At 35.7% G+C, this 21,696-nt stretch carries 19 protein-coding genes; all 19 read right to left on the bottom strand.

The window, feature by feature from the left end; all coding sequences use genetic code 11:
• Positions 1–18: 18 nt before the first annotated feature.
• Positions 19–657: a CDP-glycerol glycerophosphotransferase family protein gene (locus ACZ5NG_RS11860; RefSeq protein ID WP_464251984.1), complete on the bottom strand. Its 639-nt coding sequence runs from the start codon at positions 655–657 to the stop codon at positions 19–21.
• On the bottom strand, positions 620–1,192 hold the full coding sequence (locus ACZ5NG_RS11855) for a CDP-glycerol glycerophosphotransferase family protein (protein WP_464251983.1): 573 nt from the start codon (positions 1,190–1,192) through the stop codon (positions 620–622). Before ACZ5NG_RS11855 ends, ACZ5NG_RS11860 begins: the two co-directional genes overlap by 38 nt.
• A complete protein-coding gene (locus ACZ5NG_RS11850; protein ID WP_464251982.1) occupies positions 1,167–2,426 on the bottom strand; it encodes an O-antigen ligase family protein in 1,260 nt (419 codons plus the stop codon). The genes ACZ5NG_RS11855 and ACZ5NG_RS11850 overlap by 26 nt, the downstream gene beginning before the upstream one ends.
• A gap of 29 nt (positions 2,427–2,455) precedes the next feature.
• On the bottom strand, positions 2,456–3,589 hold the full coding sequence (locus ACZ5NG_RS11845) for a glycosyltransferase family 4 protein (protein WP_464251981.1): 1,134 nt from the start codon (positions 3,587–3,589) through the stop codon (positions 2,456–2,458).
• Positions 3,570–4,877 carry a UDP-glucose dehydrogenase family protein gene (locus ACZ5NG_RS11840; protein WP_464251980.1) on the bottom strand — a complete coding sequence of 436 codons (1,308 nt, stop codon included), beginning with the start codon at positions 4,875–4,877 and terminating at the stop codon, positions 3,570–3,572. The genes ACZ5NG_RS11845 and ACZ5NG_RS11840 overlap by 20 nt, the downstream gene beginning before the upstream one ends.
• 31 nt (positions 4,878–4,908) lie before the next feature.
• Positions 4,909–6,078 (bottom strand): glycosyltransferase family 2 protein, encoded by a 1,170-nt coding sequence (locus ACZ5NG_RS11835; RefSeq protein ID WP_464251979.1) that lies wholly within the window; start codon positions 6,076–6,078, stop codon positions 4,909–4,911.
• A gap of 146 nt (positions 6,079–6,224) precedes the next feature.
• Positions 6,225–7,307: a glycosyltransferase family 4 protein gene (locus ACZ5NG_RS11830; protein WP_464251978.1), complete on the bottom strand. Its 1,083-nt coding sequence runs from the start codon at positions 7,305–7,307 to the stop codon at positions 6,225–6,227.
• 12 nt (positions 7,308–7,319) lie between these two features.
• Positions 7,320–8,015, bottom strand: a complete 696-nt coding sequence (locus ACZ5NG_RS11825; protein ID WP_464251977.1) for an HAD family hydrolase — start codon at positions 8,013–8,015, stop codon at positions 7,320–7,322.
• Complete coding sequence (locus ACZ5NG_RS11820) at positions 7,993–9,045, bottom strand: ATP-grasp domain-containing protein (RefSeq protein WP_464251976.1); 1,053 nt, start codon at positions 9,043–9,045, stop codon at positions 7,993–7,995. The genes ACZ5NG_RS11825 and ACZ5NG_RS11820 overlap by 23 nt, the downstream gene beginning before the upstream one ends.
• Positions 9,045–9,728: a sugar transferase gene (locus ACZ5NG_RS11815; protein WP_464251975.1), complete on the bottom strand. Its 684-nt coding sequence runs from the start codon at positions 9,726–9,728 to the stop codon at positions 9,045–9,047. The genes ACZ5NG_RS11820 and ACZ5NG_RS11815 overlap by 1 nt, the downstream gene beginning before the upstream one ends.
• Positions 9,728–10,843 carry a DegT/DnrJ/EryC1/StrS family aminotransferase gene (locus tag ACZ5NG_RS11810; protein ID WP_464251974.1) on the bottom strand — a complete coding sequence of 372 codons (1,116 nt, stop codon included), beginning with the start codon at positions 10,841–10,843 and terminating at the stop codon, positions 9,728–9,730. The genes ACZ5NG_RS11815 and ACZ5NG_RS11810 overlap by 1 nt, the downstream gene beginning before the upstream one ends.
• 93 nt (positions 10,844–10,936) lie before the next feature.
• Positions 10,937–11,287, bottom strand: a complete 351-nt coding sequence (locus tag ACZ5NG_RS11805) for a four helix bundle protein (protein ID WP_464251973.1) — start codon at positions 11,285–11,287, stop codon at positions 10,937–10,939.
• 106 nt (positions 11,288–11,393) lie between these two features.
• Positions 11,394–12,197 (bottom strand): YveK family protein, encoded by an 804-nt coding sequence (locus ACZ5NG_RS11800; protein WP_464251972.1) that lies wholly within the window; start codon positions 12,195–12,197, stop codon positions 11,394–11,396.
• 42 nt (positions 12,198–12,239) lie between these two features.
• The gene (locus ACZ5NG_RS11795) at positions 12,240–14,084 is read right to left on the bottom strand and encodes a polysaccharide biosynthesis protein (RefSeq protein WP_464253169.1); all 1,845 of its coding nucleotides are present in this window, start codon (positions 14,082–14,084) and stop codon (positions 12,240–12,242) included.
• Positions 14,085–14,135: 51 nt separating this feature from the next.
• Positions 14,136–16,661, bottom strand: a complete 2,526-nt coding sequence (locus ACZ5NG_RS11790) for an O-antigen ligase family protein (RefSeq protein ID WP_464251971.1) — start codon at positions 16,659–16,661, stop codon at positions 14,136–14,138.
• A 170-nt stretch (positions 16,662–16,831) separates the two neighbouring features.
• Entirely contained in the window at positions 16,832–17,605 is a 774-nt protein-coding gene (istB, locus tag ACZ5NG_RS11785; RefSeq protein WP_464250998.1) for an IS21-like element helper ATPase IstB, read from the bottom strand.
• 2 nt (positions 17,606–17,607) lie between these two features.
• Entirely contained in the window at positions 17,608–18,819 is a 1,212-nt protein-coding gene (gene istA / locus ACZ5NG_RS11780; RefSeq protein ID WP_464251620.1) for an IS21 family transposase, read from the bottom strand.
• 222 nt (positions 18,820–19,041) lie between these two features.
• Positions 19,042–20,448, bottom strand: coding sequence for a stalk domain-containing protein (locus ACZ5NG_RS11775; protein ID WP_464251970.1), 1,407 nt, complete (start codon positions 20,446–20,448; stop codon positions 19,042–19,044).
• Positions 20,449–20,590: 142 nt separating this feature from the next.
• The gene (locus tag ACZ5NG_RS11770; RefSeq protein ID WP_464251969.1) at positions 20,591–21,685 is read right to left on the bottom strand and encodes a TolC family protein; all 1,095 of its coding nucleotides are present in this window, start codon (positions 21,683–21,685) and stop codon (positions 20,591–20,593) included.
• Positions 21,686–21,696: the final 11 nt, after the last annotated feature.

Raw genomic sequence — 21,696 nt, 5'->3', positions numbered from 1 at the left:
TGATAATTATATAATATATCACATTTTCAAGTATTCAATAATCCTTTTGCAACTGTTTCCATCTCTATACTTATTTGCCATATAATTAACTCTTAATCTTTCCTGATAATAGTCATCAATTTCTAATCTAATATTATTTAAAAATCTTAATAGTTCATTTAAATTATAAATCTTTTCTCCAGGCATAATTTCTAATGGGTTTTCGATAACAAAGCCTCGTTTATTTCCATAATCATTTATATCCTCTATAACAAAACCTATTGGTTTCATAGTCAGAAGAAAGTCAAAAAATACTGATGAATAATCTGTTAAAAGTGCATCGACTTCAGAAAATATTTGATATAATTCTATGTTTCTTTTTGCCAAATCTTCATTTTTAATAACCTTAATGTTACTATATTTTGTATGTAAAAACTTTAAATCATATTGATTAGGATGTAGCTTTATTATTAATAAAATGTTTTCCTTTTCAAGATAATGATTTAGTATATGAATGTTATTAGAGTTTAAGACTGGAAAATCAATCTTAGACTCTGAATTATTACCCTTTTTTACATGTCTGCGCCAAGTAGGCATCCATAAGATAACTTTTTCAAATTTTTTCTTTTCAATGTTTAGTTTATTCAAAAAAATCATTTTTAGTGAAAATCCAATCATTTTTAGGATAACCTAGTACAAGACATTGTTCTTCCTTTGCCCCAAAGCTTTTTTGAATTATATTTTTAAAAAAGTCTGAATTACACAAAATATAACTAAATGTGTTTTCAAATTTCCACAGCTTTTTGAATTTTGAGTTACCTGCTAAATAACCAATTCTTTTTAACGGAGAACCATGCATTGTGTCTATAATTATTTGATTCCTTACAGGTTTAAACTGCTTAACATCCCTATAAGAATAAAAAATATACTTTGATCTTAATTGTTTCCAAAGTGCATATAATGAATTGGAAATAACTGTTATATTTCCTATTGGTGCAATACATTTTTTTGTATAGTAATAGATTTGATATTTTTCATACTTAACATTAGAAGATAAATAATTAGCAATTGCCCATACATTATCTTTTCTATATCTCCTATCAGATATAAAAACACTTTTTGGTGACTTAGGGATTATATAATTTAGTACTGATAATAAATAATATTCAGTTTTATAAATTAAAAAGTTAAATATTTTTTGAACTATATTCATGTTTTTTCTCCCCTGAATAGTTTATTGTAATTGAACTCAAAGCAAACCCTATAAATATCCAAAATCTAAAATCTGTTAAGTATGAACTGCTTACAAGTAATGGCACTACGCCTAGACAAAACCATATTATATTGATATTAGAATTCAATTTATTCTTATTAGCCATAGCCTTATAACATATTAATACTATTACCACAATAATAATGCTACCTAATATAACTCCAAATCCGGATAAAATTTCGAGAAAGATATTATGTGTATATCCGCCAATAATTACTCTATCACCTGCTATCCCTATTCCCATTAATGGATTTTCAACTATCTGTTGAATAATGACATCATATAATTTATCTCTTCCGCTTAAGTGCAAACCATCCCGCAATAGCAGACTCAACGTTCGACTATGAATGCCTAAACTTAAGAATATATTATTAATAAATGTAATAATATTATTAAAATATATTATTGCTAAAGTAACTGCAAAAAAAGTGGAAGTGATTAGCAACAAAGACTTATAAGTAAATTTTTTAATATTCTTTATAAACGCAAATATTATATATACAGATAAACACATTATAGGGCCTCTTGCCCCAAGAGCTAAAATTGTCAAAAAAGATATAGTAAATACTAGTATTAATCCAATCGATTTTTTGACAAAGAATCTATATAAACTAGTAATCGCTGGTAGAAGAATATAATACGACAATGACATACTATAGGTTCCTATAGATACCTTATTTGTAATAGCTAAAAAACCTATTAATACTCCAAATAAAAACACAATAATACTTACTTTATGCATTATATCAATAAATATATTTTTATCTCTTATACTTAAACTATAGACAAAGCAAGGTAAACATGTGAAAAAAAGCGAAAAAGCAATGCTCATCAATGCTTCTGAGTTTCGTGGGAAAAACAAATAGTTAAATAAAAATACAATTATACCTAATATGTAGACATTTACAAACACAAAAAGATTTCTTTTTAAAACTATTTTTAAAGAGATTAAAAAAAAGAACCCTACAATAGCTTTTGAGAGCAATTGCATTTGGCTACCTATAGAAGATTCAGTTAAGCTAAAAAAATATAAAACAAAATATTGAATAGTTAGAACAGCAAATACTGACATAATTGCTATACAGATAAGCTTATCTTGTTTTTTTATAACTTCGTCATTATTTCTATCTTTATATATATAACTAATTTCATTACCTGTTACCTTATCAAGCATTTTATCTCCTCTAGTTAAATAACTTTTTCCTAAATATGTAACAATTCCTTATAAACATCATCATACTGCTTAGCTATTAAACTCCAATCAAACTTATCGCACAGTCTCAAACAATTTTCCGACAGCTTTCCATAATTGTTAATTATATCAACTATTCGGTTTGCTATTTCATTAGGATCATAACAATCTACATGGTACCCTACTAACCCTTCCTCAAATTGCCCATCAAAACCTTGTCCTTTTGTATAAATAACGGGTAAGCCCTGACTCATTGCTTCGGCATAAACTAAACCAAAAGTTTCAGTTATTGAAGGCATTACAAATATATCATTAGAACGATATATGTCTATCAATTTTTCTTTTGGCTGATGATTTATATATGTCACAAAATTATTTTGTTTAATTATATTATATTCACGATCATCTTCAACACATCCTACAACAGTAAATCTTACTTTATAGCCTCTATCTATTAACATTTGACAGGCTTTAATTGTTGTAGAAACATTTTTGCGCCTTGATATGCGTCCGACAAAAAGAATATTAACCTCATCACTTTTAAGTCTATGTACTTCTGTAGGTTTATTATTTAACCAAAAAGCATCTATCCCATTGGGAATAATTACGGATTTATCTGATATCTCTTTTCGTAGTGCTTTGGGAATATAGGTTTTAATAGTAAATTCCTTATATTTGGTTGATAGAAAGATAACCTTATTAGCATGTCTCAAAATTTCTATGCCCAATTTCCTTAAATGCAGCAACCGTTTAAAAAAAGTATTTACATCTGTGTCACGAACCGCAACGATGTAAGGAACCCTATATTTTTGATTTAGCTTATACGCTATATAACCATTAGAGAAAAGCGAGTGTGCGTGTAGAATATTAAATTCTGAAATATCATAATTCTTTATAACATCTCTCAATATCTTTAAGTGTTTTATATGAAATATATACCGATCATATCTGCCGTGATTTAGAGAAATTTTAGTATATGATCCAAATTCCCTCGGTGGAATAATATAGTTTTTAGCAACTGGCACATATACGTCAATATTAATACCACGCTTAACCTGTTCTTCAAATAGGTTCTTATAAAACGGGCTAACACTATAATAAGAATTAATATGCAAGACTTTCATACTACCTGCCCACGCTTTCATAAATCACACCAACATCTTGCATTTTCTTTACTGCATAACAATTCCTTCCATCTAAAACAATTGCTTTTCGCATTAATTTTTTAAACTTCTCAACATTGTAATTCTTAATTTCATCCCATTCTGTAAAGATAAAGCAGATATCAGCATCTTTAATTGTTTCATCTATGCTATTGCAATACTCAATGTTATCTAATTCATCACTATCAAGATGCTTTATTGCCTTTTTGAAATTATCCATACCTACCGGGTCCCATACTTTTACTTTTGCTCCATCTTCTAGTAATATTGGTATGTTAACTAGCGAAGGTGCTTCTCTTAAATCGTCTGTACCCGGCTTAAATGTTAAACCTAGAACGGCTGCGGTTAATCCTTCAAAACTGTCATAATATTTTCGCGCTTTTTTAATAAGTTTTAGTTTTTGCTGTTCGTTAACTTCAATTGCTGCCTTAATAGTTTTGATTTCGTAGTCATTCATATTAGCAAGCCAGTGCAGCGCTTTTGTATCTTTGGGAAAGCAGCTGCCGCCATAACCTATGCCTGCTCTTAGAAATTTATCTCCGATACGGGGATCAAGCCCCATACCTTTAGCTACATCCTCTATGTTTGCTCCGATGATCTCACATAGATTTGCAATCTCGTTAATATATGAAATTTTAAGAGCTAAGAAGTCATTAGAAGCATACTTCACCATTTCAGCACTTCGCCGATCCATAATTAATATAGGGGCATCAAAATCCTTGTATAATTGCCGCATAACTTTCCCAGTTTCTTCATTCTCAACACCAATAATAATACGACTGGGATAAAGCATGTCTCTTACGGCTGTGCCTTGAGCAAGAAATTCTGGATTGGAAACAACATCTATTTTTACATTATTTGTTTTATTTTCATTTAAGATTTTTTCTACCTTATCGTTGGTTCCAATCGGTACAGTTGATTTTACTACAACAATACAATCCTTTTGTACAGATTCTGCAATTTGTTTTGCGGCGGTGTAAACATAGGATAAATTAGCTGAACCATCTTTTCTCTCTGGCGTAGCAACTGCAATAAATATTATGTCCGCATCCTTGTAAGCTTGTTTGTAATTAGTGGTATAGGTCAACCGAGCAGCATTTTTGCTCATCAACTCTTCTAAACCTTGTTCATAAATAGGCGAAATGCCCTTCTTAAGCATATTTATTTTATTTTTATCAATATCTAAGCAAGTAACTATATGCCCTTTGTCCGCCATACATACCCCTGTAACTAAGCCAACATACCCAGTACCTGCTACTGTTATTTTCATCTATATATTACCCCTTACTATGATGTATTTTTTACCTGGTACTCTCTGCCTTTTCCCAAAATGGTTTCGCCTTACCGGTTAATATGTTATACACGCCAACCCATTGTGCTGCTATGGTAACACAGTAGTAGTAAATCAAAGTAAGCAATTTATTATTCGTCTTAGTTAATACCTTAAGAAATGCTAAAAGATAAAATAATATTTGACCGGCAAAAATCGCAGCATAAAACCATGATTCTGTTATCAAAAATGCATTAGATATAAATACCGCCAGATGTGAAATCCACAGCAAATATCTGCAGGTTCTATGACCAAAATAGAAGTAAGAAAACCATTTGTATTTGAATACATTTAGAATTCGAATATCAGGCAGAATACTTTTTAAAATAGTTCGATTCATCCTTACTTTACGTCCAAATTCATCTTTTGTTGATTCACCGGCCTTCTCAAAGGCAATAGCATCATGGTTGCATATAGCACGTTTACCTTGCAATGCATAATAAAGTGGCATAGCACTGTCATGACACTGAATTGGGTCAAAATAATAGTAATCTTTTGTCCTGCATGCATATATTGCCCCGTTGCCAGCTGTAATTGTCTGTATTCTTCCCTCAATTTCCCGCACAGCAACGTCAATATTCCAATAGCTTGCTTCTGCCTCACTTATATCACTTGCACTTTGATTCATAATCACAAGTTTTCCAGTTACATACGCAATATCATCTGAAGTAAATGCAGCCATCAGTTCTTTAACAGCATTCTTATCTAACATTGAATTAGCATCAGTCATAACTAAATATTCTGTTTTAACTGTTTTTTGCGCCTCATTCTGAGCGTTGGTCTTTCCCTTGCGTTCTTGAGCCTCATATAATCTAATCTTTATATTTTTATGTTTTTCTATAAAATCCCTAACAATACTATTAGTTTTGTCAGTACTATTATCCGAGGCGATTAAAAACTCTATTTTATCACATGGATAATCTAGTTCAATAATGTTGTAAAGCTTGTCTAATATTACTTTTTCTTCATTGTGTGCAACAACCATAACAGTCACTGTCGGTTGATAATTATAATCTTTTTTGAGCTTTTTATTTTTATAAAATTTGGACTTTGCAATGAACTTCAAGGATAATGGATAGCCCACCACTGCCCATATAATAATAAAACCACTTAAGTAGAAAAGGACTTTTAATAGCACCATTACTAGTTCCCCTTATAAACCAAAATCTATTTTAAAAGCAATATTAACATTATCGAAAGTATTTCTATCACAGTTATACCAGAGTTGTTATCACACTAACCAGTAGACAGAATAGTTGGTAATCATGAGTATATATATATATATATCTATTCCTGATAAATTCTCAGTAATTCTTCAACCATCTTTTCTGATGTTAATTTGTTTTTATAGAAAGAAAATGCATTATTTACCATTTCGGTCGTTCTATAATCATTAGACAATACTTCAATTAACGCTGAACATAAAGCTTTTGTATCCCCATAATCTATCCCAATGCAATAATCTTTCATATCTGAATAACCTCCTGTTTTGGTGCGAATAACAGGCACACGCATAGCAAAAGCCTCTATGCAGACAATAGGAAACCCTTCATTTTTACTGGGTAAAACCATTACATCAGCAATGTTTAATACATCAACTGGATTTATATATCCTGTAAAAATTATATTATCTAATAGATCATAATTCTTTGCTTTTTCAATAATTTCATTTTTGTAATCATCGCTTCCATTACCTGCAAACAAAACTTTCCACTGCATCTTATCTATAGTTTTTGCCATTTCATTTAATGCATCTAAAAGAAACAAATGACCTTTTACAGGCGTTAATCGGCTTATCAAACAAATAACCTTTTTATTTCCCACATTGTAGTAATCCCTTATTTGCTGTTTTTTTGCTTCGGTATACTTTATGTATTTTGTGGAATCTATACCGTTAAATACAACACGTATTTTATCAAGTGGAATTCCCAACCTCTTATGAAGCATAGGCACCATATCATTGGAAACAGTTAATGCGCATTTACCATAAAAAGTAAAAATTCGATACAATAGACTTGAAGGTATATGATTCAAATGATTTGTCCAGACAAAATTGACACCTGTAAATATTGATGCAAGTTTAAGGTAGACACCTATAGATCGCCAATGGGTATGGGCTATATCGATCTTTTCTTTACGAATTAGTGTTATAAGGGCAAATAAATTCTTTAACATTACAAAAGGATTTTTTGTATTAAATGAAATATATCGATGTTCAATACCCATTTCCTCTAGTTTCTTAGCATGGGCACCACCAGAAGAAGCAACTATCACGCGATGCCTTCTTGATTTCAATAAACGTGACAATTCTATAATATGTGAATTAACTCCGGAATCGTTCATATGCTTTGATAACTGTAATATATTCATATTACTCTCCTATTAATCAGCAAAAAATAACGTATTTAGTTCCAACAAACTAAAAATCCTGAATGTTTCCTCTAAATTTTTATAATATGGCTCATTTCTATAAATACTGTCCTCTCTATAAATCCTCACAGTCTTAATAGGATAGTTACTGGCAATATAAAAATCCTTTACGGGATTATCACCGACATAAACCATCTCGTTAAATTCAATTTTCAGCACATTTCTCATTACTTCAAATGCCCTTGGATGCGGTTTCCAATATTCTCTGCCTAGTTCCTCAGTAACAATAATATGATCAAAGTATTTTTCAGCATTAAGTACCTTCAACTTGTTACGCTGGGTTGAAATATACCCATCAGTTATAACTCCTGTTTTTATGCCCCTATTTTTTAGTTGTTTTAAACAGGGTAAAACATCATCATAAAATTGGATATCCGGTGTATGATTACGGTACTCTTCTACCAATTTTAATATATCTTTTTTAGAATATCTAATCTGCAGCTTATCAAAAAGTCTGTCAAATACATTCTTTGGGCTAGCATTAAATAGATTCATTAACATTTCAAAAATTATTTGCTTACTAATACATAACTTGCTTGATAGCACTTCAGCTACATGTCGAAAACCACTTTCAATATACTGTTTTTCAGATATAAGGGTATCATCTAAGTCAAAAACTACCGCTTTAATTTTCTCTAAATTCCTCATTGTACTTTACACCTATTAAGTTAGTTCCATTACAACAATCGGTGATATTACTTACAACTTCCATATTCTCATTGAGACATATACTGGAATCAAATCTTAAAAATAAAAGGTTTTCAGTATATTCCTCGTTATATTCAAGCTTCTCGCCCATCAGCAGTTTATATAAATTCTTACAAGAATCTGCACCGCTGGCTATACTCATTGGTGCACCACCACCAAATCGAGGGTTTATTTCAATGAACTCAATACCCCATTTAGTTTTCATGCACTGAACAGTGATAGGGCCTATAGGTCTTAACAACTCCAAAAGCCTTTTTACTTCATTGATGATTTCCCTATCTTTTATTATTTTGCCTTTAGATATTTCACCACTTCTGGTTGCAATCCTCAACCGGGGCACGATAGTAATAATATTGCTATCAAAATCTAAGAAACAATCTACAGTATATTCGTCACCTTCTATGAAGTCCTGAACTATAGGATTTTTAATAAGTTTTTTGTAGGTGTCAAGTTCGTTTTTGCTGTTTACCTTAAATGCATTGATGCTTGAGCTTCCGTCTTTAGGTTTAATAAAGAGTGGATATGTTAATTTTGAAGAACTATTTAGTTCATTAGGCGTATACATATGCGGCACCTTAAATCCATTAGCTTCTAGATATTTCTGTGTATTAATTTTATCTCTACAAATTTTAACAACCTCTTCATTGGAAATTAATACCTTCGCTTTTGTCAGACTTTCTATCTTTTTCTTATTCTTTGAAAGAAGCATCAAATCAGTATCAATCGTAGGTACTACTAAAGCAATGTCATACAGACTACACACTTCAATTATGGCATCTATATATTTGGGGGATGATATTTTAGGCAATATGCTAATCTTATCTGCAAAATATAAAGCCGGTGCCGTATCCTGACAGTCACCACCAACAATAACGCTATTTATATTTAAACTTTTAGCAGCATTTTTAAAACAATTAACTAGCTCTACCCGTCGGCCAACACTTAGTATTAATATGTTATAAGACTTCATTATTCACCAACCGCCTTATTATTAGAGCCCTTAAATATCTCCATAGTTGCCTCACCCGTTTGATTTATTCCTTCTCGTATAAGTACTTTTTTTATTGTAGTAAGAATTATCTTCCAATCACCAATAAAGCTAATGTTATCTACATATTTTACATCTAGGTTAAACCTCTCTTCCCAACTAATAGCATTGCGACCGCTAATCTGAGCCAAGCCGGTTAATCCCGGCCTAACCTCGTGGCGGCGTTTTTGATGCTCATTGTAAAGCGGTAAATATTGTACAAGTAACGGCCTTGGCCCTACAATGCTCATATCGCCTTTTAAAATATTGAACAGTTCCGGTAGTTCATCTAATGATGTTGATCTCAAAAATTTCCCAAACCTTGTCAGTCTTGCGCTATCGGGCAATAAGTCCCCGTTTTCATCTCTTTCATCAGTCATCGTTCTAAATTTATAAAGGGTAAATATTTTTTCATTAAGCCCGGGCCGTTGTTGTTTGAAGATAATGGGACTACCAAGATTAATTTTTACCAACACTGCTATTACCAACATAAGCGGTGACAACACAATAAGGGCGCATAATGACAGAATAATATCCATTGGTCTTTTGATATATTTTCTGTAAATACCGCCCTTTTTACGTGGCTGTGTGGTTAGCTTTATGTTTGGGCTTACTTCAGTCTGCATTATCTCCACAACCTTTTTATTATCTTCACTACCCTATCCAAATCGTCATCAGTCATTTTGGTATCACTGGGCAGGCAAACACCGTTTTCAAATATTTTGTCTGATACACCTTCACCAATAAAATCATACTCAGCAAAGAAGGGCTGAAGGTGCATCGGCTTCCAGATTGGCCTGCTTTCTATGTTTTCAGCTTCTAAGGCTTCGATAATATCTAAAGGTCTTACCTTACCACTCAATGTGATACAGCTAAGCCAACAGTTTGGCTCGTTCCACTCATTAATCGGCATCATTTGCACGCCTTCTAGTTCTTCTAATTCCCGTTTATAAAATTCAAAGATATATCTTTTCTTCTTAACCCGTTGGTCTAATACTTTTAGCTGCCCTCTGCCGATACCGGCAACAATGTTGCTCATGCGGTAGTTATAGCCAAGCTCGCTGTGTTGGTAGTGTCTGGCCGGATCACGGCTTTGCGTTGCCCAAAACTTTACTTTGGCAATGCGTTCTTCATTGTTGGAAACAAGCATGCCGCCGCCGGATGTAGTGATAATTTTATTGCCGTTAAATGAAAAAATACCGTAATCACCAAGGGTACCGGTATGTTTGCCTTTGTATAAAGTTCCTAAGCTTTCGGCAGCATCCTCAATAATTGTTACGTTATGCCTTTTACAGATTTCAAGTATCTTATCCATATCAGCAGATAGGCCATAAAGGTGAACCACAATTACAGCCTTGGGATTATATTTTTCAAAAGCTTTTTCTAAAGCCCTCGGATCCATATTCCAGGTTGCAAAATCGCTGTCTATAAATACAGGTATCGCATTTTGATAAATAATTGGATTAGCCGTAGCCGCAAAGGTTAAACTTTGGCAAAACACAATATCGCCCGCACCAACGTCGGCGGCTTTTAGTGCCATATGAATAGCGGCAGTTCCGGAAGATAATGCTGCCGCAGATTTTACCCCTACTTTAGCCGCCAGTTCTTTCTCAAACTCATCGACATTCTTTCCCAGTGGAGCAATCCAATTTGCATCAAATGCTTCCTTTATGTATTGCATTTCATACCCCTCATCGCTCATGTGGGGGGATGAGAGGTAGATTCGTTTATGTTTGTGCATGATGGGACCTCCGGGGTAGTTGGTCAGTGGACAGTAGTCAGTTAGTCAGTAGACAGTAATCAGCAGACAGTTGGTCAGTTAATCAGGTAAAATCTATAATCTTTTGATTAACCCACCAAGCAGCCTACCTACCTCATCCATATCTTTAAAAATATCTCTATACTTTTGCTCGTCTATGTAATGCAAATCCCTTGCAAGTAGCATCTGATACTTTAATTCTTCCAATGACCCTCTTGCCATTAATAAGAACCTTTTATAATCTTTACTAAAACCTCTTGCCTTTCCTTCCACAATGTTACTTGGTATCGACACTGCCGCTCTTCTTATTTGGGATGTTAGGGCGTATTGTTCTTCTTTGGGAAAGGTTTTTGTAAGTTCATATATCTTTAATACCAGTCTATGTGACTTTTGCCAGACTATTAGTTTGCCGGTGTCGTCATACATTGGAACCTCCGGTGTATTAGTTGGTTAGTAGTTAGTTGGTTAGGTTCTTAATGCTTGCTTTTTTACTTTTAGCTTTCTGTTTTCTACTTTCCAATTCTTCCAACTTCTACTCTTCTATCTTTTTACTTTCAGTATTGCGCCAGTATTCTAGGAAGAATACTATAAAAACGCTAACCATTATCCCTAGCACGGCAGCGATGGCTATGTTAAGCGTTTTATTTGGACGCACCGGTTCTTGGGGAAGGGGTGCTTCTTCTATTGTCACAAAACGGCTTTGTCCTTCGGTCAGCATTTCTTTTTCAAATTTCAACTGAAATAGTTGATAGTTGGTATCTTCCCATCTGGTTATTAACTTCTCATATAGTGGGTTAATTAATACATTTAAATTATTGTGGTTTACATTGTCTTCAAGTGTTTTTGGAGTGGCTTCCAGTTGTGATTCAATATATTCCAGTGCTTTTTCAGCTTTAGCTATTTCAGTATCATTAATCAGGGCTAATTTTTCGGTACTAACTCTAGCCAAGTTATTTGCTATTTTCTGAATAACATTTGGATTATCACCCGTTACAGAAATTATTATTTGATTAGTTTCTTTATTGTAATTGGCAGATATAGAGTTCATAAGTTCTGTAACGGTATAAATATTTTTATCAAGTTGTAATGAACTAATTAAACTTTCTATATTGGAACGGGTTTTTATCGTACTACTATAACTTTGCAAATCAATATTGTGCTGCTGAACAAAACCCTTATCAAAAAATATTTTTGCTTTTGCCTCATACTCTTCCGGCAGTACAAAAAAACTTACAATACCGGCAAATAATACTGCCAGTATGGTAATACCCATAATTAGTTTTTTTCCTTTAAGAATAATCTCGATTAGTTCTCTTAGGGTGATTTCTTCTTCCAATTAAAACAGCTCCTTCATGCACCGTTCTTATAATACAGGTAGTTAACCGGTTAATTTTTCCTCTTTCCATACTCTAAATGTCGGAATGAGTCTTTGCAGAAACTGTTCGGTTTCGTGCAGGTTGCGTGGCAGTTGGCCTCGTGTAATCTTTGCCAGTGTTTCTTCAATTAGTTGATGATTTAGATTATTAGGTTTCGCTACAAAAATGCGTTTATGGGTGGTGGCGTTTACGCCTTCTTCGGCTGTTAGCAGTTCTTCATATAATTTTTCGCCCGGGCGTATGCCGGTTACTACAATATCTATGTCTACGCCGGGTTCAAAGCCGGAAAGTTTAATCATACTTTTAGCTAAATCTATAATTTTAACCGGTTCGCCCATATCTAATACAAATATTTCACCGCCTTTGGCCATTGCCCCGGCTTGAATTACCAGTTGCACCGCTTCAGGTATGGTCATAAAGTATCTAACCATCTCCGGGTGGGTTAGGGTAACCGGGCCGCCGTTGGCGATTTGCTTTTTAAACAGCGGCACTACACTGCCTCTGCTACCCAGCACATTGCCAAAACGCACCGCTACATAGTTTGTGCTGCTAGTTTTATCCAGATGCTGAATCACCATTTCTGCCACTCTTTTGGTTGCCCCCATTACGCTGGTGGGGTTAACTGCTTTGTCGGTAGAGATCAGCACAAACTTTTTCGCACCATACAAATCTGCCGCTGCAGCCACGTTATATGTACCTAAAACATTGTTTTTAACTGCTTCTTCCGGATTGACTTCCATCAGCGGCACATGCTTATGGGCTGCGGCATGGAATACAACTGCCGGTTTAAATTTTTTAAACATTTCTTTTATTGATTGGGCATCCCTAATATCTTTAACTAACGGCACAATATCCAGTTCCGGATGATTATGCCGCAATTCTAAATCAATATCATAAACATTGTTTTCACAGTGATCAAGTAATAACAGTTTTTGGGGTGAAAAGCCGGCAATCTGCCGGCATAACTCTGAACCAATAGAACCCCCGGCACCTGTCACCAGTACAACCTTTTTATTTAAGTATTGAGAAATCTCTTCTAAATCCAGCTTAACCGGCTCTCTTCCTAATAAATCCTCAACCTGCACTTCTCTAATGTGATTTACCGTTACTTTACCATCAAGCAGTTCAAACATGCCCGGCAAAATTTTAATTGATGCCGAAGTTTCCTGGCAAATGGCTATGATTTCCCTTACCTTGCGGCCTGTTGCCGATGGTATGGCAATAATGATTTCTTGCACGCCATATTTATCAACTAACTCCGGAATTGAATTACGATCACCCAGTACCGGAATACCCATCAGCTTTTGTTTTTGCTTTGCAGTATCATCATCTACAAAGCCAACAATGTTAATACTGCCGTTGTAGTGGTTTCTTAGTTCTTTTGCTACCAGTGCACCGGCATCACCGGCCCCTACTATCAAAACCGGTTTGCCGCCCCGCTGCTGATTAATGTTAAGCCCGTAATCACGAATAATGCGCCATGTTAGTCGTGAACCACCAATTAATACAATGTTAAGCAACCAGCTTAGTAAGAATACGCTTCTGGGCAGCGGAAATTGGCCGCCTTCCATTAAAAAGTAAGCCAACGCAATATTTATAACCGTACCTACAGTAACCGCAATAACAATATTAACCAGTTCACCAATACTGGCGTATTGCCATAGGCGATTATACAAACCAAAGAAATAAAAGCATAGTATAAGCGTAAGGGTAAATAAAAGGGCAAAATCATAAAACGACTGCAGATACCGGCCGGGTATTGCCCCTTCAAAGCGTATTAGCAGCGCACCGTAAAAAGCAATATTAACTATAATAACATCAATTAAAATTAAAACAGCCTTTCGCATATATCCATACAAACCAATTCACTCCGTTAAAAAATGATACCTAATTTTTCTTTAAAGTTCTACATTTGGCAAAGCGATAATGTTGTTTATTTTTTCTTCACTGGCTTTGTCTAATTTTATAGCATCAGCCTGCCACTTTTGATAGTTGTTTGTGTCACCCTGCCTTTGGTATGCAGCGGCCAGCCATGCAGCAGCTTCGCTTTGTAGGTTTTTGTCTTTACTCACTTGCAGTAACTGTTCAGTAGCTAATTTGTAGTTACCTGCCAGGTAATTTGCCTTAGCAACAGCTAATAATGCTTGATTATTGGTTTCAAACGGTCTGTTTGTTGATTTTATGCCGTTTTCTTCCAGTTCTTTTATTGTTTGTTGCATTTCTTGGTAGTAATCAAGTACTTGCTTTATATTTGCTGTGGCTAGTTCTGTATCTTTGTTTTCTTTAAGTAATGCTTCAGCGTGTTGACAGCCTAAAATGATTCTTTGATTGTATACATCGTCATTAAATGGTGCTAAGCCTATGGCTGTGTCCAGCTCTTTTAGTGCGGCTTCTGCATTGCCGCTTTTGGCATATAATTCAGCCATTTTTACCCTTACATTGGGGGTATAGGGTACATCCTTGGTTAATTTTTGCATTATAGCAATTGCTTCGGCCTGCAGTTGTTTACGGGTATTTTCATCTTTATAAAGGGCAGCTATGTTATTTAAAAATTCTGCATAGCTGATAGTTGTACTGGTATCTAACGGGTCTAAGCTGTGGGCACTTGCCAGCTTATCTAAAGCCAGTTGGTAATTTTTTTGCTGTAAAGCCAGCGGCACATATTTTGCCTGGTTATGGGCCAATACCGGCATGGCATTGGCAAACAGCAAAATTACTGTAACAGAAGTCAAAATAATGCCTAGAAATTTTTCTTTAAGCACCGGCTTGGTTAAAAGGGCAATAATCGGGTTAGGTTTGTTTACATTGACATGTGCCGTATTTTCGTTATTAGCCGGCTGCAGTGCGTTATCTTTAGAATGCAAGAGCAGTTGGCCGGCTATTACCGCCATTAATACCCAAATAACCATCGCATAAACAGAAAGCGACATGTTAAAGTCAATAAAGTTATGCCCCATCAGCATGATAAAGGCCAGGATTGAAGCCATTATTAAGTAATTAGACGGTGTACCGCGTGTTTTTCGGAGTAGATATATTGCTGCAACTAAAAATGCAGTAATGATGGCAATTAGTGCTATAATACCTACTGTACCGGTTTCTACCGCTAGCTGCAAATAATAGGTATGGGCCTGCGTGCTCCAATAATTATAGCTTTGATATTTTTCAAAAAGTGCCCGCCAGGCGCCGCCTCCGGCACCCAGTATAGGATAATCTTGGTATATTTTTAAAGCATCTTGGTAAAAGGCAAAGCGGGTTGATGCACTTCTATCTTCTTCAAAACTAAGTATTGTTTCTGCCCTAGTAACTATGGTTTGCACCGGACTTTGCTCTGAACCCAAAAAGTTTACTGCCTGCGGGACAATAGCTACCAATGAAATTACAATTAGTAAGGCAGTGGCCCCTTGGGTAATTAAAAATTTCTTGCGATCGGCCTTGGTGGTGTTGTGCAGCCAAGAGTAAGCAAAACCGGCTACTGCAGCAACTGTCACTGCTGCAAATAAAGCCAACCACCCGCCGCTTGGAATGACAACATCTTGCTGGCCATTATTAACTGCATTTACGGCTTTAATTGCAGGGTTTGCTTTTATAACCACAAATAACGATGGCACAACTATAATGGCGGTGTAAACCAAATAAACCAGTTTATCTTTCAGCGGTATGATAATTAACGCAATGATGTAGACAACAGCAAATACCAACCAAGCGCCGCGGGAGTAGGATAACAAAAATACTGAAAAAAGCACCGTTGCCGCCGCCAGGTATAATGCTGTAAAGGCAGAGTTTTTCTTTATGCCTACGTTTCCTTCTTTGCTTTGATCTGAGTTAAGGGCTTGCACCAAGGCTATTAATATGGCCCCGCCTAAAAAAGCACCAAACGTGTTGGCATATTGAAACACAGACTGAATTCTGTAGCCGGCTAACGCTGCATTAAATTCCCAGGTACCCATGCCGACACCGTAACCAAACAATGCTACCCACACCGCAGTGGCTACAATTGAAGCTAACACAATTTGTAGGTGAGCCTTTGTTTTTATGGTCATTAAAAGAATGTAGTAAATTACCACATAGTTAATGTTACGCAGCAGCTCATCTCTGGCCATGCCTGGGTCTGCCGCTACAAAAAAGGCCAGCAAATAGGCCAGCGGTAGCCCCCACATTAATAAATCTATTGGTCGGTTGGGCATAGTTACATCTTTATAAGCCAGGTGTTTTATAAGCAGTGTTAATAATAGCACGGTGCAAATTAGGTTTACTGCCAAGTAATTTTCCCTGAAAAACAATCCCCGAAAGTATGGGGCAATAAAAATTATAAGCATTAATATGGCAAAGATGATGTTTTCAACTGTTAAAAGCTTATTGGTTTGCTTTTGGGGGGTGTGTATATTTTTTTGTTTAGACTTGTTGGCTTTAGCTTTAGCAGCCATGTATTTTACTCCTTTACATAACTTTTTTGGAATTTATCTGGCGCATAAACTTAATATACTACAAATAAGGTATGGATCCCTTTTATTTTTACAAAAACTGTATTGTCAACACCGGTTTAAAATTCCCCGATTTCTCCGGTGAGAAATTCCCCACCCTAGTGTAAAATTATCTAGCTTTCATCATCCCCCTTACTAAGGCATAAGCCTGATTTTTTCTTGTTTTTCATGCGGTAACTGGAGCCGCGAATGTTAACAATGCTAGCATGGTGCAATAATCTGTCCAAAATGGCAGTAGCTATGACACTTTCACCAAATATATCAGCCCATTCCGTGAAGCTCTTGTTGGAAGTAAGGATAATACTCCCGTTTTCATACCGCTCGGATATGATATTGAAGAATAAAGATGCTGAGAGCTTGTCTAGCGGATGGTAGCCAATTTCGTCAATTAAGAGAACTTTCGGACGTATATACTTTTTCATCTTCTTTTTTAGGCGATTTTCCTCATAAGCTTTCTTTAGATCGGCAATAAGTTCATCAGTCTTTACAAAATATGCAGTTGCTCCCTGGGCAATAGCTTCCATAGCAAGGGCTACCGACAAATGCGTTTTCCCCACTCCCGGCGGCCCTAAGAAAACTACATTCCCGGCCTCATGTACAAACCGTAAAGTGGCCAATTCTTTAATTTGCCGTTCATCTACTGATGGTTGAAATGAAAAGTCAAAATCGGCAATAGTCTTCTGGAAGGGAAGTCGTGCCATGCTTAACCTGGTTTTAAATGCACGGTCCTTCCGGGCTGATAATTCTTCCTCTACCAGTGTATTTAGAAAATCAAAGTATGTTTGGTCTTTATCAACTGCTTCTTGAAGCCGGTATTCTAAAGTTCTGGCCATTTCTTTTAGCCCCAGTTCGGTAAGATGTTCACGCAATATTTCAATCTGCAGCATTGCTATACACCTTCCCAAACCAGGGATTCATAGTAGTCTAAAGGCCTTTTTTCAACCTGAGGCGGTTGAAGCACTGTTACAGAGTTTTTTCTGCGCTGGCTGGTAATGTTTTGGCCAGGAAGCCCATAGTAATGTTCCGGTTTTGCAATACGCTGATAACGTTTATGTTTTACCAGGGTGTGTTGAGTGAGCATTTGCCCTTGCCAATATACTTGTAGTTGGTCCCCGATAATTCTAAGCAAAACATCTCGTCCGATTAACTGCCAGGGTACAGAATAGAAGTTGCATTTGTAGGAAACAAAGCAGTCTCGGCTGACTTTGCGCTGGCAGTAATATGCCAAGTCAAAGTCTGGGTAACCGGTATATGGCTGCAATAACTCATGGGCCCACCGAGTAACCGGCTTTTCTAGAGTAGTAGAGTGAATACGTACGTTGGCCTTTTCATCCCGCCACTTGTGGGCTTGGAAATTGAGGTCTTCCAAGGAACTGAACTTGCGCCCGGGAAAGAAGTTTTCCCGGATATACCGGATTGGGCGTTCTACTTTGCCTTTAGTCCGCGCCCTGTACGGATGACAAAGCCGGGGACTGAAATTAAAGTGAACACTAAAATCCAAAAACCGTTCGTTCCAGATGATATGACCGTTATCATCACGCCCCAGGGTTACTGTCTTGGTGTTGTCGTAAAGTATTTCTTTTGGTATGCCTCCAAAAAATTCAAAAGCATTAATGTGGCATTTTAATAGTGTTGCAACATCCTGAGATGTGGTAAACTCTAGATAGAGCATACGTGAGTAACTTAATACCATAACAAAGCAATACAAGGGACGGCGTGCTCCATCTAGGTCGATGATATAGCCGAAATGAGCCCAATCTACCTGGGCCTGTTCACCAGGTCTTGTTTCATATCTTACGGTTGCTTGGGCCTTTAATACTGGCCGGTATGGCTGCATAAAGTCTCTCAATATGGTAATTTTACCTTTATAGCCCTTATCTTTTATTTCATCATAGATGACGGTGGCGTTAAGTACACCTTCTTGCATACGGGAAACTATATATTCTTTATATTCATCTAACTTACTAGGTCTTCTCCGCCTAACTTTTTTGGGCGGGCCATCAGATTGTATCCATTTTCTTATGGTTTTGCGGTCTCGCCCGGTACGGCGAGCAATTTCGCTGATAGAAACACCATTTTCATACATTTGCTTAATGTTCAACCATTCCCCACTCCCTACGTAAATTTTAAACACCTCCGATTTGCCAGATCTTCGGTGTTTATATTTCTAGGGGGTGGGGATTTTTTCCCCGGTGATTATAGGGATTTTATCACCGTTTTTAACAGTATTATAACCATGTATTTCTGACAAAAGCAAAACCCCGTTGCTGTTACGGGGTTAGTTAAGAAGTTTTATTTAATTAACTTTACAATTTTACACTCATTAATTTGGGTTACATATGTTACATTTGCTATAACCTTCCCCTCGAGCTTCAAGTCCGCTATCAAACCAAATTTGATTTTCTACATTCAAATTCCTTATTTCCCGGCAATTTGGTTCGTGATAAATTTCCTCCTCATCGCTTGCAACTACTAAGCCTCTATCTTCTGTATAGTCAGGCTTTGGTTTAGTAATTATATCCATTTCCCTACCTTTTTCCGTTACTACTGTGTAATTTTTCCCATCAGTTTTAATTACAATGTTTCCGTTTATAGCTGTGTTATACACCTTCACACCGTTACTTTGCAGCCTTGCTATTACTTTTTCAGATGGGAAACCGTAATCATTATCACCAACCGATATCACTGCGATAGATGGCGCTACATTTTTTATAAATCTCTCTGAGGTAGCATCGCTACTACCATGGTGCCCCACCTTAAGAATGTCAGATTTTATGTCTTTATACTTTTGTAATATATCTGACTCGACTGAAGTTCCAAAATCACCCGCAAAGAAAAATTTTAATTCGCCTAAATCAAGCCTTACACCCAAAGATGAGTTATTATAGTCATTCATAAAAACTTCAGAAGGCTTTATTATTTGTAGTGTTGCATTATTAAACTTTCGGATAGCTTTATATTTGGTATTTCTTATGCCTCTGACGGCCTTATCATATTCTTTATAGTGCTGGTGAGATGTTGAAACACCGTTATCGATTACTTCTCTTATCGGAATTGAGTTCATAATAGCCGGGATAGCACCAATATGATCCTCATGTGGGTGGGTAGCTATTAGTAACTCTATATCCTCTACTCCTTGATCCTTTAGATACTTAATAACTTTGTCAGTATATTTCTCACTGCCAGAGTCTATTAAAATGTCCTCACCACCTGGTAACTCTATATAAATACAGTCACCATAACCAACATCTATAAAATGTACTTTTGTTAATTCATCTTCCACTACCATTGATTCATTTGTAATACTCGGTTTAGAAGTAATATCTATTGTTTGTGTTGTTTTTTCATATACTACCTGAGCACCAAGTGCCTCCGAAACAAACCTTAACGGAACATAGGTTTTTCCATTAATTAGCTGAGGTTCAAGTTGAAGAATATATGGTTGGTTATTGATATATGATCTCAAACTACCCAAGGCAACTATTACTCTCATACCATCTTTATTTATAAAAATGGTTTTGCTTGGCTCGTCATACCTTACTTTTGCATCTAATGCTGCAGAAATGTCCCTCAGCGGTATAAGTGTATGATTGTATAGAGTTATCACAGGTTGTTCTAAAAAAAGTTTATTACCATCTACTACGATATTTACTGGTTGAGCAAATGCAAATGATGTAAGCGAAAAAACAATTAACAAAAACAAAACTGCAGTAATAGCTAATCTTTTCAAAATTAAAACCTCCTTTCTTCTATCGTAGTAAATTTAGCCATTAATTCAAAATAATCCTGCCGGTTTGTAATTATATTTAACCATAAAACAAAAAACCAGCTTATGCTGGTTTATTAATTATAATTCTTAAATAATTGTATAATTACTGAGCCGGCGTAGTTTGTACATTAAACCCAGCTAACAAAGGGAATGATGCCTTTGCCACTTCGTGATTATAAATTGAACTTTTTAGTTGGTTTTTTGCTTGTGCTAAGTTAGCTTCTTGCTCGTATAAATCAGACAAGGATATTAGCCCAATCTCATATTGCAGTTGTGCTATTCTATATGCCTCGGATGCCAGATTAACCGCTTCTTGTTTTGCAGCAATTAACTTTTCTAAGTTTATTATATCCATGTGCATAGATTTAACATCTCTTGCAATTTGCTCTTTTACAGTTCTTACATCGTATTCGGCTTTTTTAACTTCTATTTCACCAACTTTATAATTAGGTGTAAGTTCTTTTACTAGTTCTCTTACCTTAGCTGCTTCCTCGGCGCTCCAAGCATCCGGCCGCTGGCTAATAGTACGATTTATGACTGTATTTATATCGTCTACTTCCAAAGGAGTAAACTCAACATCATCTTTAAGAATTGGTCTTGCGCCAGGGTCTAAACCTATATGGTCGTTAAGTTCATTATATGCCTTTTCCAATTCATTTTGTGCAGAAACTAATTTAACTCTTGCGGCTTCATAGTCTTGATTTGCCTTTAGCACCTGCAACTCTGTAGCCATACCAACATTCTTTTGTGCCTTTACCTGAGAAAGTCTAACTTGAGCAAATTTTTCATTTTTCTTTGCTTCATCTAGTGCATTTATTTTGCTTAATACATTATAGTACTTATTAATTGTCTCTACAGTTACCAACGACTTGGTAAATTCATAGTTGCGTTTAGCTTGTTTTTGGTAAAAATCAGTCCAATAATAATTCAAATATGCTTGACTTACACCTTCTACATAGTAAGGTGAACCAGGAAGATACTCAATGATTTCATAAGCATCTTTTCTCTCTAGTTCCGTCTGCTCCACTGCATATTTTGCTTTAGCTAGATCTGCATTCCGAGTTAAAGCCATGTTTATAGCTTCTTCGATTGTTAGAATCTTCTCTTCTTTCTGCGCTGTATCAGCATAAGCAGATGATATTAAAGAAAAGCAAATAATTATAGTTAACATTAATGTTATAAAATTTTTTAGCCGCACTTGGCTAACCC

The organism is Desulfovectis peckii (assembly GCF_055391705.1).
This window is presented reverse-complemented; position numbering and strand designations above follow the sequence as displayed.